10 protein-coding genes and 1 pseudogene are annotated in these 14,454 nt (G+C 65.6%); 8 read left to right on the top strand and 3 right to left on the bottom strand.

Annotated features, from left to right (window positions below; all coding sequences use genetic code 11):
* Positions 1–9: 9 nt before the first annotated feature.
* The 6 genes from IPL40_14895 to brxL all read left to right on the top strand — a co-directional run bounded on the left by IPL40_14895 (position 10) and on the right by brxL (position 8,726).
* Positions 10–1,473, top strand: a complete 1,464-nt coding sequence (locus IPL40_14895) for a hypothetical protein (GenBank protein MBK8482428.1) — start codon at positions 10–12, stop codon at positions 1,471–1,473.
* The gene (locus tag IPL40_14890) at positions 1,470–2,294 is read left to right on the top strand and encodes a Fic family protein (protein ID MBK8482427.1); all 825 of its coding nucleotides are present in this window, start codon (positions 1,470–1,472) and stop codon (positions 2,292–2,294) included. Before IPL40_14895 ends, IPL40_14890 begins: the two co-directional genes overlap by 4 nt.
* A gap of 63 nt (positions 2,295–2,357) precedes the next feature.
* Positions 2,358–3,731, top strand: a complete 1,374-nt coding sequence (locus IPL40_14885) for a hypothetical protein (GenBank protein ID MBK8482426.1) — start codon at positions 2,358–2,360, stop codon at positions 3,729–3,731.
* Between the two features lie 300 nt (positions 3,732–4,031).
* The gene (locus tag IPL40_14880) at positions 4,032–4,184 is read left to right on the top strand and encodes a hypothetical protein (GenBank protein MBK8482425.1); all 153 of its coding nucleotides are present in this window, start codon (positions 4,032–4,034) and stop codon (positions 4,182–4,184) included.
* Complete coding sequence (locus IPL40_14875; protein ID MBK8482424.1) at positions 4,181–6,949, top strand: PglZ domain-containing protein; 2,769 nt, start codon at positions 4,181–4,183, stop codon at positions 6,947–6,949. The genes IPL40_14880 and IPL40_14875 overlap by 4 nt, the downstream gene beginning before the upstream one ends.
* Positions 6,876–8,726 (top strand): protease Lon-related BREX system protein BrxL, encoded by a 1,851-nt coding sequence (brxL, locus tag IPL40_14870; GenBank protein MBK8482423.1) that lies wholly within the window; start codon positions 6,876–6,878, stop codon positions 8,724–8,726. The genes IPL40_14875 and brxL overlap by 74 nt, the downstream gene beginning before the upstream one ends.
* 530 nt (positions 8,727–9,256) lie before the next feature.
* Here the strand turns inward: brxL and IPL40_14865 are convergent.
* Entirely contained in the window at positions 9,257–10,411 is a 1,155-nt protein-coding gene (locus IPL40_14865) for a hypothetical protein (GenBank protein ID MBK8482422.1), read from the bottom strand.
* 172 nt (positions 10,412–10,583) lie between these two features.
* Here IPL40_14865 and IPL40_14860 point away from each other — a divergent pair.
* Together IPL40_14860 and IPL40_14855 are read left to right on the top strand one after the other, a co-directional pair.
* Positions 10,584–10,715: pseudogene (locus IPL40_14860) on the top strand (DUF4209 domain-containing protein).
* Between the two features lie 318 nt (positions 10,716–11,033).
* Complete coding sequence (locus IPL40_14855) at positions 11,034–12,011, top strand: DDE-type integrase/transposase/recombinase (GenBank protein ID MBK8482421.1); 978 nt, start codon at positions 11,034–11,036, stop codon at positions 12,009–12,011.
* A 489-nt stretch (positions 12,012–12,500) separates the two neighbouring features.
* On the opposite strand, the gene IPL40_14850 is transcribed toward IPL40_14855, so the two are convergent.
* Both IPL40_14850 and IPL40_14845 read right to left on the bottom strand, forming a co-directional pair.
* Positions 12,501–13,496, bottom strand: coding sequence for a nucleotidyl transferase AbiEii/AbiGii toxin family protein (locus IPL40_14850; protein MBK8482420.1), 996 nt, complete (start codon positions 13,494–13,496; stop codon positions 12,501–12,503).
* The gene (locus tag IPL40_14845; GenBank protein MBK8482419.1) at positions 13,397–14,257 is read right to left on the bottom strand and encodes a type IV toxin-antitoxin system AbiEi family antitoxin domain-containing protein; all 861 of its coding nucleotides are present in this window, start codon (positions 14,255–14,257) and stop codon (positions 13,397–13,399) included. The genes IPL40_14850 and IPL40_14845 overlap by 100 nt, the downstream gene beginning before the upstream one ends.
* Positions 14,258–14,454: the final 197 nt, after the last annotated feature.

The raw sequence follows: 14,454 nt of genomic DNA, 5'->3' as shown, positions 1-14,454 counted from the left end.
TTCGCCGCCGTGACTGAGGACATCCGCGTCCTCTTCGACCCGGATCACGAGTACGGCCGGCTCTCGCCGAGCTTCCCTACGCTCAAGAAGGTCATCCAGCAGATCAACGAGGGACTCCCGCCCGAAGTCTTCGCCTCACCGGACTTCCTCGGCTGGGTGTACCAGTTCTTCAACGCCCTGGAGAAGGAGCGCATCCGGCAGAAGACCAAGGGCAAGCCGACCACGCCCTACGAGCTGTCCGTCATCAACCAGTTCTACACGCCCGACTGGATCGTGAAGTTCCTGGTCGACAACACGCTCGGGCGCGTCTGGCGCGAGATGCACCCGGACACGCGCCTGGCACGCCGGGCGGCAGATGACACCGGGCCGCTCGTGGCCCTCGACTACCTCGTACCGCGCACCGGGGAGGACCGCCGACAGGAAGTCCGGCAGGCCCGAGACCTTCGGCTCCTCGATCCGGCCTGCGGGACCATGCACTTCGGTCAGTACGCCTTCGCGCTCCTCTACGAGATGTACCTCGAGGAGATGGACCGCGCCGGCCAGGACAGCTGGCCGGCAACGGCGTCGGTGACGAACCGCGAGGAAATCGCGGCCACCATCCTCGAGCGCAACCTCTTCGGAATCGACATCGACGCGCGCTCGATCCAGATCGCCGCGCTCGCTCTCCTCCTGACCGCGAAGGAGGTCGCGAAGGCGCATGGCCTCTCACCCTCGTCGGTCCGCGTTCGCAAGATGAACCTCGTCGCCGCCGATGCGGTCAGCTTGGGCGAGGAAGAACTGACGAAGTTCCTCGAGCGCGCAAATGGGCGCCTCGGCGACCCGACGCTGCGCCGCCAGCTCATCGGCGCCATCTGGCAGAACCTGCAGCACGTCAATCAGCTCGGGAGCCTGGTTCAGGTCGGCGAGGATCTCGCGGCCGCGACGAGCAACTGGGTGGAGAAGAGTACCCAGACCAAGCGCGGTGGCACCGCCCAGATGTCGCTCATCCGGCCACTCGTGGAGGCGCAGGCGGCGGGTCTCAAGGACGCACTCGTCTCTGCGCTCCATGCGTATGCCGCCGAGAACCGTTCGGATGACGTGGTGCAACGACTCTTCGCCGAGGACACGGCCCGCGGCTTCGAACTCCTGGACGTGCTTTCCGCGCGCTACGACTCCGTCGTCATGAACCCGCCCTACGGAGAGTTCATCGCCGGTTCTTCAAAGAAGTTTGTCGATGCCGCGTACCCACTGACCCGGAACGATATCTACGCGGCGTTCATTGACCGGGGAACTCAACTGCTTCGACCGACAGGCTATCTCGGCGCACTCGTGCCGCGGACCTTCGTCACGAACGTGACCTTCGAGAAACTGAGGACACACGTCCTGCTCAAGCGGAATCCCTTAGTTGCAATGCTAGACCTTGGGAAAGAGGTTCTCGATGGTGCCATGAACGAAACGGCCGCGTTGGTCGCGCGGGGAGGACCGCTCTCGTGAAGTGGCGCTGGCACTGGAAAGACTTCGGCTTTCGCTTCTCCGTTGGCGGGCGGAGCGCCCAGGACTTCTACGAGGCGCTTGCGGACGGCGACTACTACGCGGTTACTAAGCGCCATCGGAAGGTCGCCAAGGACGTGATCGATCTCCACTACAGCGGTGCCAAGGCCCCTTCGTCCGGCTTCCGGACCGTTGCCTGCCCGTGGAAGGATTACGACCGGCACTGGGACGAGGTGGTCGACGCCGATGGTTGGCCGCTGAACTACGCAGGATGCATCGACCACGAAGAGGTGCGCCGGCAGGAAGACCTCGGGGTCGCGCGCGCTTGGGAGTTCCTCTCTGGGCTACGCGACGACACGCCGATCACGGCCGAGCTCGTCCGGGACGTCCATCGCGAGCTGATGGGGGAGATCTACCCGTTCGCCGGCGAGTGGCGGACCGTCCGATTGGAGAAGGGAGGAACAGTCTGGCCCCTGCCTCCGGACGGAATCCAGCCGCACATGGCGCGTCTCGAGGGCGACCTTCTCTCGCAGACACCATTCAACAATGCCGACAAGGACGCACTCTGCGCGTTCGCCGCCGAGGTCATGAACGAGGTCCTCGCGATCCACCCCTTCCGCGAAGGAAACGGCCGCGCGGCGCGTGTCGTCGGATCACTAATCTTTCTCCAGAACGACCTCCCGCCGATTGCCGAATGGGACCGCGATCGCGATGCGGAGGAATACATCCGCGCCTGCAAGGCTGGGATCGTGAAGAACCACGCACCGCTCGCGGTGGTGCTGCGGCGCTGGCTCGACGCCGCGCTGGAACGGGGAGGCGCGTGATGGGCAAGCGTTTGAGCGAGAAGAACCCGTTCCTGCGGGACCCGGGAGAAGAAAAAGCGGCTCATGGTTTCCGCGATCACCTCCTCGCAGCGACAAGAGGGCATCGAGATCTCCGAGGCGCGAGCCGAAGAGGTCTACAAGATCGTCTTCGAGGAGCCCCCTGTCGCCTTCTTTCGGCTCACACAAGCTGGTGATGAACGCGAAAAGCATTTCGTGGAATCGCTCGCGGACAGTGCAACTGGCGTACGGTTCGACGTTTCGCGTCGGGATCTGTTGGCGGTTGATGGAGCCCCACTCTCCTATTGGCTTCCTCCTGATGTGCTCCACCTCTTTCGCTCAGTTCCGGCATTACAGCCCAGCTTTGCAGACGCTCGCCAAGGGAAGGCGACTGGGGATGATCCGCGCTTTACGCGCCAACGTTGGGAGATCGCCCCGACGAAGTTCCGCCGAGAATGGGTCCCCTTTGCGAAGGGAGGGGCATTCTCTCGCTTCTACGTCGACACCGACCTAGTTCTCGACTGGGATCCTCGACATCGTGAAGCGCTCAAGGCATCCGGCAATGCCTTGCCCAGCGAATCGCTCTACTTTCGAGCTGGTCTGACGTATCCCCGAGCTGCCCAAGTATTCAACGTTCGAGTGATGGCCGAAGGCTGCGTCTTCGCCGACAAGGGACCAGCCATTTTCCCCAAGAACGCGGTCGATACCGATTTCCTTCTCGGCGTCCTGAACAGTTCGATGCTGCTCTATCTCTGCAAGGCGCGCACGTCGCGAGAGCAGATGGGCGGGCGGTGGGAGGTCGGAGTTGTGCAGAGGCTCCCGATCCCAAGGCCCGTCGGGGACATGAGGCAACGCATTGCCACGCCGGCACTCCGAACCCACAACGCCAAGGCAACCTGGGACGAGGGCAACGAGATTTCGACTCGCTTCAAGGAACCCTGGCTGGCGACCGTTCTGCAAGAGCACCCGGTACGCCCGCTCGCTGAGGCCCTCGAAGCCATGCTCGCGCGTGAAGCCGCCGCCGACACTGAGATCCAGGCATGGTACGCGGAGATGGATACGGCGGTCTTCGATGCATATGGGCTCTCGCCCGAGATACGAGAGACCGTGCTCAAGGATCTTGGCGCGCGCCCGCCAGAGCTCATCTGGCCGCAGATGGCGGGCAAGACCGCAGAGCAGAAGCGGATGGAACACGTGGTCCGGTTGCTCTCCTTCTGCGTGAAGCAGATCCTCGAAGGCGACGACGACGGTATCGTGCCGCTCGTCACCTGCAACAACGAGCCTCCGCTCGAGGAGCGAGTACTCGCGGAGCTGGGCAAGCTCGTCGGTGCTGACCGCGCGCACGTATTCGGGGGTACGATCGCCCCCGAGCGGCGCAAGAAGGTGCCCGGCCATAAACGCGCCGACTCGATCGGCGACTTCCTGGCCAACGCTTACTGAGCACCACTGCGGCTCTACAAGAGCCGGCCCATCTTCTGGCACCTGGCCTCCAGCCCCGATGGATGTGGCACGCCCGCGTTCGCGGTTCTCGCCCACTATCACCGGTTTCGGAAGGACGCACTGCGCAAGCTCCGCGGGACCTACGTCCGGTCGTTCATCGAGCGCCGCGAACGTGACCTCGCGCAGGCGCGCAAAGCGAACAGGACCGACGACGCTCTCGAGATTCAACAAAGCATCGAGGAAACCCAGGCTTTCGACAAGAAGCTCCAGGGCCTCGAAGAGGGCCAGTTCCCCATCCGCGTGACATGGAAGAGCGCGGCCGAGCAGCCGAAGGGGTGGGATCCGGACATCGACGATGGCGTCAAGGTGAACATCCTGCCACTACAGACGGCAGGCATTCTGCGTATCGCCAAGGTCGTCTCAACGAAGAGCGCCGAGGAGGACGACGAATGATTCTCGCCACCCTCTCCGAGGAACTCCGCACCCTCTTCGGCCGGCATGCCCAAGCGCGGATCGCGCTCTGGTTCGACGAGAAACGGGAGTTCGAACGGCTCCTCCCCGTCTTCGAGAAGCACCTGTCCGGCCAGACCGCGCAGACGTTCACGCTGCTCCGCTACGACGAGAAGGCCGGCCACGGACAGCTCTGGATCAAGCACGAGATCCACTGGGCGAGCCGGGGGCTGCCAACCGCGGAACGGGAGGCGCGCCGCTGCGTCCTCTATCTGCCGTTCCCGGCCGAGCGACTCGACGGCCCCGAGGAGGAAGGGGGATTCCTGGCCGACCTCCTCCTCGAGTACCGCTACCTCGGTGCCACGTGGCTCGTGGACGGGAAGAAGCCGAGCCTCTTCGCGTTCCTGCGGCGGGCGGGCGTCAACCTGCCCAGCGATCCGAAAGACCAGCGGCTTCTCTGGGACGGAGGTCGCGACTCGCTGCTGGCCAAGTTCGCCACCCGCTTCGCGGAGAGCGACGCGCGCTTCTGGGAGCATGCGCTGACGCCAGCCTGGGCTCGGCAGCAGGTGATCGGCGATGTCGAGCAGACCATCCTCGACCTCGCTGCCGATCCCGTCGAACGACTCGGACAGCTCGTCCAGGATGGGCTCCTCACCGAGTTCGTGCAGCAGGTTCGGGACGCCTTCGGTTTCTCTCGCCCCATCCCTCTGCCGAATACGCAGCCGAGCCTCAGTCCGAACGTCCTCATCGACGAGTGGCTCGCCGACCTCGTGCTGCGGCTGGCGCTCACGGAGACCTACGAGGCGTACGGCGAGCCTGCCGACTTCCCGTTCGCGTCACTGCTACCTGATCCGCCCTGCCGCGCCCGCTGCGTGCAGCTCCTGAAGCGCTGGCTGAAGGATGGCTCGGCGGCCGGCGACTACCACCGGCTCATTCGACGAGTCGAGCGCGAGTACGATCTCTCCGGCTGGGCGAAGGGACGTACTGGCACCTCGTTCGCCTTCCCGCACCTCGTGCGGCTCCGCTTCCAGACCTTCTACGACCGGTTCGCCGCCGCGGCGAAGCAGAAGACGCAGTACCTGCCGCTTCTGCGCGAACACGCAAAGGAACTCGCCGCCGAGGCTGACTTCACCCGCGCGAGCCCCGAGCCGCTGCGCGGGTTCGAACTCCTGCACCGGCTCGCCCTGCTCGTGACCGCGTGCGAGGAGGCCATCGAGAAGGCGCGCGCCTGCACAACCGCCGAGGAGGTCGCCAGCCTCTACCTCGGTTACGCCGGACGCATCGACCGCGCCCACTGGCGGCTCGTGGCCGACGCGAGTCGAGAGCCCGACCTCGAGGAGGTCTTCGCGGTCGCGAACCGCGCCTATGGCGAATACCTCACACGCTTGAATAGTGTCTTCTTCGAGGGGCTGCGCGCGCGTGGCGAGTGGACCGTCGGCGGGCTTCGACCGATCGCCGACGTGGTGGCCGGCGTGTGGAGCGGCCGCCGGCCGTTTGCCGTCGTCATCGTCGACGCGCTCCGCTACGACTGCGCGCTCGACATCCGCGAGCGGCTGCGCCTGCCCGAGTCGGCGCTCGTCCCGGCGCTGGCGTGCATTCCCACCCGCACATGGGTTGGGATGACGGCCCTCTTGCCGCTCGGCGGTGAGGAGTTGCGCTACGAGCCTGGGCCGGGCGAGGGGCGCCTTCGGAGCGTGAAGACGGGTGGCAACTTCTCCGACCGCCAGACCCGTCTCCAGTTTCTGCGCGAGCGCGTCGGCGCGACGTGCATGGAGATAGAGGAGGCGGAGAACGCGGCGCGCGCGCCCAAGCCTCTCCCGGACGTCCTCTGCGTCTTTGGCCACGAGACCATCGACAGCCTCGGGCACGACAACGCCAGCGACCTCATCCGGCATCTCCACGTCGAGGTCGATCGCCTGATCAACCTCGTCGGCAAGCTCCATAAGTGGGGTTACCCGGAGGTCCACCTCCTCACGGACCACGGGTTCGTGATGACCAGCGACGAGATCGCTGCACCTATCGTGGCGATCCCTGCCGACCGAGCTCGTCGCCAAGGCCCGCTACGCGCTCCTCGCCGAGGGAGCGGTTGTCGATGCGAAGACGTTCCCGTTCCCGTTCGACCGCAAGGTGCGCGTTGCCGTCCCGGCCGGGATGGCGTGCTTCAAGGAGGAGAAGTCCTTCGCCCACGGCGGCGTTGCCGTGCAGGAGGTCGTCATCCCTCACCTGGTGTCGCGCAAAGAGGCCGCGCCGGAGCGGGTGGGCGTCCGCGTGTTGCCGGGCGCGTACGAGGTCAAGACGCATGCCGTGAAGGTTGTCCTCGAACCGGTGCCATCCGAGCGGGTGGACCTCTTCAGCAAGCCGGCCGGGCGAACCGTCGAAGTCGACCTACGCCGAAAAGACGCGAGCGTCCTGGTGCGGCCAGTCCGCAAGGAGATCGCACCCGACCCGGCGCAGAAGGCAACTGTGGTCTTGATGTTGGACGACAAGCTCGCCTTCATGGAGGGAGACCTTCTCGACCTCGTGGTGCGCGACGTCGACAACCAGGAGGTGCTCTCCCCGGCCGGCCTCCGGCTGACGGTCGCACGAAACTTGTGAGGGATCTTATGGCGAACGAAACAGAACTCGACGAACTCGACACCCTGGCGGTGGACCTCTTTCCGGGCCTGGTGGTCCGAAAGCGACCTCCTCCGCCGCATGCGGACCTCGTTCGGCGTGCCTGCGTTCGTGATCGAGTTCCTGCTCGGCAAGTACTGCTCCTCCGCCGATGATGAGGTGATCCGCGAGGGGTTGGAGTTCGTCCGGCAGACTCTCTCGGACAAGTTCGTCAAGCCCGACGAGCGCGAGCGGGTGAAGAGCGCAATCAAGCAGCACTCGACGTACGAGATCATCGACAAGGTCGGCGTGAGCTTGGTCGAGACGCACGACAAGTACTGGGCCCACCTCGCCAACCTGAACATCGACTACGTCAACATCGACGAGTCGGAGATCCGGAAGCACGACCGGCTGCTCATGGGTGGTGTGTGGGCGGAGATCACCCTCCGCTACGACGACGGCTTCGTCTTCAAGGGCCAAAACCGCCCGTTCTTTATCGAGAAGATCCGCCCCATCCAGCTCTCGAATCGCGACGTGTCGAGCTTCATTGAGGGCCGCAAGCGCATCGGCGACCGCGAGAAGTGGATCGACCTACTGCTCCGGAGCCTGGGTTACGAGCCGAGCCATCCGTACTTCACCCACCGGCGCAAGCTCCTCTACCTGGCGCGGCTACTGCCTCTGGTGGAGAAGAACTTCAACTTGGTCGAGCTTGGCCCGCGCGGCACAGGAAAGAGCTTCGTCTACCAGCAGGTGAGCCCCTACTGCCACTTGGTCTCGGGAGGCCAGACGACGGTGGCGCAGATGTTCGTCAACCTCGCGTCCGGGCAGCGGGGTCTCGTGTGCCTCTGGGACGTGGTCGCCTTCGACGAGGCGGCGGGCGTGAGTTTCAAGGACAAGAGCGGCATCAACATCATGAAGGGCTACATGGAGGACGGCGCCTTCAGCCGCGGGAGCGACATCATCAATGCTGAGGGCTCGATTGTCTTCGTCGGCAATCTCGATGGCGACATCGGCACCATCGTCAAGACCTCGCACCTCTTCTACCCGATGCCCAAGGAGATGGACGCGGCGTTCTATGACCGCATCCATTTCTACCTGCCCGGATGGGAGCTACAGAAGACGCGGGACGAGACGTACACCAGCCACTTCGGTCTCGTCACCGACTACCTCGCCGAGGTGTTTCGCGAGCTCCGCAAGAAGAGCTACACCGACTACGCGGAGCGCGACTTCAAGTTCGGCAGTCACCTCTCCGGACGCGATCAGAAGGCCGTCCGCAAGACCGTCTCGGGTCTGATTAAGCTGCTCCACCCGCACGCGGAGGTACCCCGCGACGAGTTGCGCGAGTACATCGAGTTCGCGATGGAGATGCGTCGACGCGTCAAGGAGCAGCTCAAAAAGATCGCTGGTCTCGAGTACTGGGACACCAGCTTCTCCTACCTCGAACGCGACAGCGGTCAGGAGCGCTACGTCACCGTGCCAGAGAGCGGCGGCGGATCGATCATCATGGAAGGCGCCCTGCCTCCGGGATCTGTCTACACCATCGGCACCGATATCGCCGACCGCAGGCTGGCGCTGTTCCTCATCCAGACGCAGACGAACCGGGGCCCGGCGAATCATCCCCCTCGGCAGCTTGTCCGGAACCATGAAGGAGGCCATCAAGACGGCCGACGCCTACCTCAAGGCGAACCTCAAGAACCTCGGGATAGAGCGCGAGCCGAAGGAATACGATTTCTCCGTCCAGGCCATCAACCTGAACCAAGCCAAGGAGGGGAGCGAGACGACGGTCGCCTTCTTCATCTCGATGGTTTCTGGGCTCCTCGAAAAGCCGGTGCTCGAGCAAACGGTGGTCCTGGGCGAGATGAGCGTCCAGGGCATGCTCCTCAAAGTCAGCGGCCTCCCGGAGCGCATGCAGCTCGCGGTGGAGGCCGGCGCAAAGCGGATCCTCATTCCTAGCGAGAACAAGCGCGACGTCGCCGAGGTCCCCGACTCAGTGCTCACCAAGATCCAGTGGCAGTTCTACGACTCGCCCACCCGCGCGGTCATCATGGCACTCGGGTTGGGCTAGGAGCCGAGCACTCCAGGGCTGCTCTGTGGAGACGGTGAGTTGCATGGGCCAAGACATCACATCCCGAATCCGTGCGATGTCGTCGCCAGAGGAGTTCTCGGACATCGCTCGACGCATCGACGGAGACCGGCCGGACCAACTCGTGCTGCTCTTCGCCGAACTGCACTCGCAGCGTGCGCGGCTCCTCGCGGGCAGCGACGCCGAGCGCGCACGCAGAGACGAGTGGTCCGCCTCGCTGCTGGCAGCGTACGAGTGGCGCGATGCAGGCGAGGGCTTCAGCGCTCTCAGAGCTTCGACGACTGACGCCGACGCGTTTGGCCCCTGGCGCGAGGCGCCCGTGGCCGCCTTCGAGCACTTCTGGGAGCAAGCACAGGCTGCGGACCAGAACCCCGTCCTGCGGGCGCTTTACCTGCAGGGGCTATGGGAACTCAGGACGCTGTGGCAGGCGCACGTGGGGGCGCGGCTCCCGAAGCCCATCGATGTCGCGCGAGCGGTGGTGACGGCCCACGCGGACGCAGCGGTTTGGATCGCCGCCAGGGACCTCGATCCCGCGATCCGCGGGATGCTGGTGGCGCAGCACTGGAAGACAGCGGTGCGCATCGCGGGACAGATAGGCCAGCCTCGCCTTCTCCTCGGTGCCCTGGCCGGTCTTCGAGACCTGCAGCGTCGGTTCATCACAGAGGCACCGCACTGGGCCCTGGCGCTTGTTGAGTGCGAAGTCGGGCTCGCTGCGGGGCGTGGGCAGCGCTACGTCGACTTGGTCCCTGATGACCGACTCCGTGATCTCCTTCGGGCGGTTGACGAGATCGCGCGCGGCCTCGTCAGCATGGGCTCGATGGAGCATGTTGATGTGCAGGTGCTTGACGTGCGGCTGTCCCTTGAGCGCCTCCTCGGCCCCCCGCCCGATCCGCGGGAGGTGGCACGACGCAGAGCGCAGCTGCATGAGGAGCATGCGCGACGAAGCACCTCTGGCATCGTGCGGTCGATGCACTGGAAGTACGCCGCCGCCAAGTACCAGCAGGCGGGCCTTCGGGAGGATGGCGCGCGGGCGATGGCGGAGGCGCGCGATGCGCTCCGGCTCGCGGAGAAGCAAGGTGAGTTCCACGAGATCAGCGTGCCGGTGACCGTCAACCCGGACGATATGGAGAAGATGGTCGCGCCATTCTTCGACGACGCGGAGACGGCGGTCGCCGTGCTTGGGCGGATGTCGACGCGCCTCTTCGCCCCGTCCCTCGAAGGAGGTGGACGCCAGCGCGTAAGGCCCCGGTCCATCGTGAGCCAGATCGCGATCACCGTGCCCGTGGTCGACGACCGAACGCTCGCCGAGATCGCACCCGACACGCCTGAGCAGCTGCAGTTCGAGGAACGGCGGGCGCTCGTGCAAGAGGTGGCGATGATGTCCGGGCTGGTGCTCTCCGAACTCTTCTCGCGACTCCGTGCGGAGCGGCACCTTCACAGCGCGGATCTGCTTGCCATCCTCAGCGCGTCGAACTTCGTCGAGACGGACGACCTGCCGTTCCTGAAGACGGCCGCCGAGCGCTATATGGCGGACGATCGCATCGCCGCGATCCACGTGCTCGTGCCCCGCATCGAGCAGTTGGTCCGCCGCATCCTCAAGGCGGCTGGGACCGAGGTGACAGCGATGCGGGACGGCGAACTGCGCGAGCGCCCGCTCGGCGAACTCCTGCGCGCCAGCGAGGCGGACGGAACCATGCCCCCGGAGTTGGTGCAGCTGCTGCAGTGCCTCCTGTCCGAGGCGTGGATTCAACCTGCGCAACAACGTGGCGCACGGCCTGCTCCGGGAAAACGATTGCCTCTCAGGCCAACGCCGACCGATTGCTGCACACGTCGATGCTGCTGGCGGCAATTCGCCTTGAGGAGGCTCCATAGGGAAGACCGGTGGGCCGCACGAACTCTGACAAAAGCGGTCAGAGCAGTTCGCCGTGGGCTCGACCGTGGCCGCGTGTTACCTGATCGCCAACGAATTCAGGACACGCCCATGCTCTCGCTTGCCTTCCGCACCTTCGAGTTCCTCGTCTACCACCTGCTCATCGTGGTCGTGGACCGCGTGAGCCGGCTCCCGCGCGGAAGCAACCCGCCGGAAATCATGCGCCTCTACCGCGAGAACCTGGCGCTCAAGGCCCAGAACGGCGCGCTGCTCCTCGAGCTCGACGCCGCGCGGCAAGCGCCCGAGGATGCCTCTGCGCGTCCGGGCGGCGCAGGTGTTCGCGCACCTCTTGACCCGCGGCAACCACGAGTTCCAGGACTACTACCTCGCAGCCTCGGACAAGACGCTGGCCCGGTGGACCGCGCTCTTCCGGCGGGGACCATGGCCGTGGCGGAAGACAGCGACGCTGGGCCGGCCGCCGCTCGACGAGAAGATTGTCGCCATCATCATCACGCTCAAGCAGGAGAACCCGCTCTGGGGCGCCCGGCGCATCCGCGAGGAGCTCCGCCGGATGCGCATCAGCGTGAGCGAGCCGACCATCCAGAAGGTCCTGAAGGAGCACGGCTTCCACCCGCGGGGCGGGCATCCCGGCAACTGGGAGCGCTTCAAGTCGGCCGGCCGCGACGCAATCTGGGCGATGGACTTCTTCGTCGTGCGCACAGCACGCGGCGCTTGGTGCAACGTGCTGCTCATCATCGACATCCACACGCGCGAGCTGCTCGACCTCCGTGTCTCCGACGGCTGGGACGTCGACTCCGTCTGGACCGTGCGCGCGCTCTCTGCCTGCATGAGCAGGGAGCACCGCCAGCCGGTCGCCGTCATGCACGACCACGGCACCCAGTTCTATGGGCAGTTCGAGCGGCAGCTCCGCGTGATGGAGATAGACCAGCGGCGAACCCCGGTTGCGCTTCCCTACGTGAACGGCTCCGCGGAAAGAGCCATCAAGTCGGTCCGCTTCGAGCTGCTCAACCACGTTCGCACCCGAAGCGCCGAGGAGCTTCAGTGGTACCTCGACGAGTACCGGCGCTACTACCTGGCCGAGCGGGCGAACCAAGCCCTCGACGGCCAGACGCCCGCGGCCTTCGGGCGCGGCGAGAAGCTGGCCGATGTCATCGACCTTGAGGCCGTCCGCCGGCGCCGCCTCGTCCGGAGCAGCCACGCCCACGGCCTGCTCAACAGCTATAAGCTCGCTGAGGATGAACCACCCCAGCGCCACGCCGCGTAGCGGCATCCGTGCCGTCGTTCGTCGTTCGCACACGGGCCCCACGTGGCGCGGCGGCGGACGTGTGGCCAGGGAGGGCCGGGCAGCGCGAAAACGCGGCCCGGGGGCGCGCCCTGGGCGACACGCGGCCGCTTTTGGCTGCGTGGTTGGCGCCCGTCCATGCCTCGGCGGCCGGCGCGCGCTCCCCGGAGGCCTTTCTTGGGATCGGCAGGTGGAGTACCCGCCGCCAGGACGGGCCGGGGCCGGGGCCGAACCCGGCAAATAGGGTCCAACGACGTGGGCGAGATCCGTGACCCTATCCCGATAGGGTCTCACGACCTCGCGTCGTCTTGAGACTCGAACCACCCTCGCCCGGCCGGGACCCAATCAGAGAAACCGAGTCGCTGCGGGCACTTGCTCACTCTCCGCTCTCTGGGAAAGCGCGCCGGCTGGTTCGCTTGAAGGCATTAATTGGGGAGCCAGGCGCGTCGGGAGCCACGGTTGGCCGTGTGCTCAACCGGCAGCCAGCTCTCGGATCTCGGCGCGCAGTCGGTCGGCGAGGGGCTCGTTCCACCCGCTCTTGGCGTCGGCGATGACCTGCTGCTCGAGCTCGGTCAGTTGGCGGAGGACGGCGAAGCGCGTCTCCACGGTAGCGATGATCTCGGCGGGCTCGATGCGGTCGGATGCCCGGACCAGTCGTTGGATGTCTGCCCAGTCGTAGTCGCCGCCGCGGAGCTTCTCGAACAGCGCGTCGGGATCGAACGGGTCGCGGGACTGCCAAAGCTTGAGCACCGCGAGCCGTCGTAGGAGCTCGCCGTCGAAGGGCGTCGTGGCAAAACGATGGAGGTCGTAGAGGTCCCGGACCTTGACCCGTTGAAACGCCGCGCGCACCTTCTCCGCGATCATCTCGATCGCCGCGAGCGAACGGACGTCAAAGCGATCGAATTCGAGGTGGCCGAAGTAGGCCTGTTGCTTCATGGCACCTGCCACGATCGGCAACGTCGGTCGCTCGCGCAGGCTCACCTGCAACCGGAATCGACCGGCGTCGTTCCAGCTGTGGCTGTACCGGACCTCTCCGCCGAAGGAGGTGTCGTCATCGGTCTTGTAGTACTCGTCGAAAGTGAACGTGATGCCGTGATGCTCGGCGTTGAAGACCTCGACCAGCTCCGTGAGCACGTCGTCGTCGGGCCTGTCGCTGTCCAAGGTGAAGTCGAGGTCTTCAGAAAAGCGACCGGCCGAGCCGAAGATCAGTTTGCGCAGGCACGTGCCACCCTTGAAGGCCAGGTGGTCCATCACGCCGGTGTCGAGGAGCACGCGCAGCGCGTAGGTCAGCACCACGTCGCGCTCAGCGACGAGCTTGTCGCGCAGGCCGCTATTGCGCGCGTGGAGGTCGACGAACTTGTCCTCGATCACTTGCTCTGTTCCTTCTTTCCGAAGACCACCCTGCGCCGCGGCTTCTCCTCCTTCGAGATGAGCACGTCGCGTGGAACGTTCTCCACCACGTTCCACGGTCGCATAAGCTTGCCGCTCGTGCCCCACTTGCGACGCGGCCCGAGCTGGATCTTGCTCTGTGGCCGAACGAGATCCAGGAGCGCGTCTCGCACGCCGTCGGGCACGTCGACCTGGTGAAGGTCCAGGAAATAGCCGAAGCGCTGCATCAGTGCTGACGAGCCCCACTTGCGCGCGAGCTCGAGGAGCGCATGCCACGAGACCTTGCCGGCTGCCCGCTGGGCAATCCTGGAGACCTCACCGATGCCGCCGGCGTAGCGGGGCCGATCGATCGCGTCGAGCAGCGCGCGCTCGGTCGTTGCCATCTGGACGGCGTGACCGAGAACGGAGATCTCCTGAAAGCCGACGAAGCGCTGCTCGGCGACGTGCACGAAGACGTAGCGCTTGTCGCGGATGGTCTCGGACCGGCGTTCCTCCTGGCAGGCGAGGTACACCTCCGAGAAGACCTGCTCGGTGAGCCCGTGGTGCGTGCAGGCGGTGCCGAACGAGTAGAAGTATGGCGAGATGAGCACGGCGCCGGCGGCGAGCGGGTTGGTGTCGGCCACACCCTCGCGGCCGCGGTCGGCGGGAACGAGCTGGAACAGGCCCGGGCGCAGGCGCTCGAACCAGCCCTTCTTCACCAGCCCGTGAGCGAGCTTGCGGGCGTAGCTCTCCGACGCGCCGAGCGCTGCGCGCAGCTCGGCGAGCGTGACGGTCTTCTGGTTCCGCCACTCGAGGTCGAGCACCACCTTGGCCTCGTTCTGGGAGAGAGTCCGTTCCATGTGCCTGGTTGCGGCTTTCGCCGTTCGTTCCTCCTTTAGTAACGTATAGCGGACTTGGCAACCAGGTGCCAGATCGGAGTAACGTTACCGCAACAGTAACGAACAGCCCTTTTTGCAACCTGGGCCTGGCCGGCCGCGAAGGCCACCCGGTCCGCGTCGCGCTCCAGCGCAACCCCGGTCACGAGCTCGAGCAGGCG

The organism is Pseudomonadota bacterium, assembly GCA_016711215.1.
Classification (GTDB): Bacteria; Myxococcota_A; Polyangia.
The sequence above is the reverse complement of the archived record's forward strand: the minus strand, read 5'-3'. Positions and strand labels throughout refer to the sequence as shown.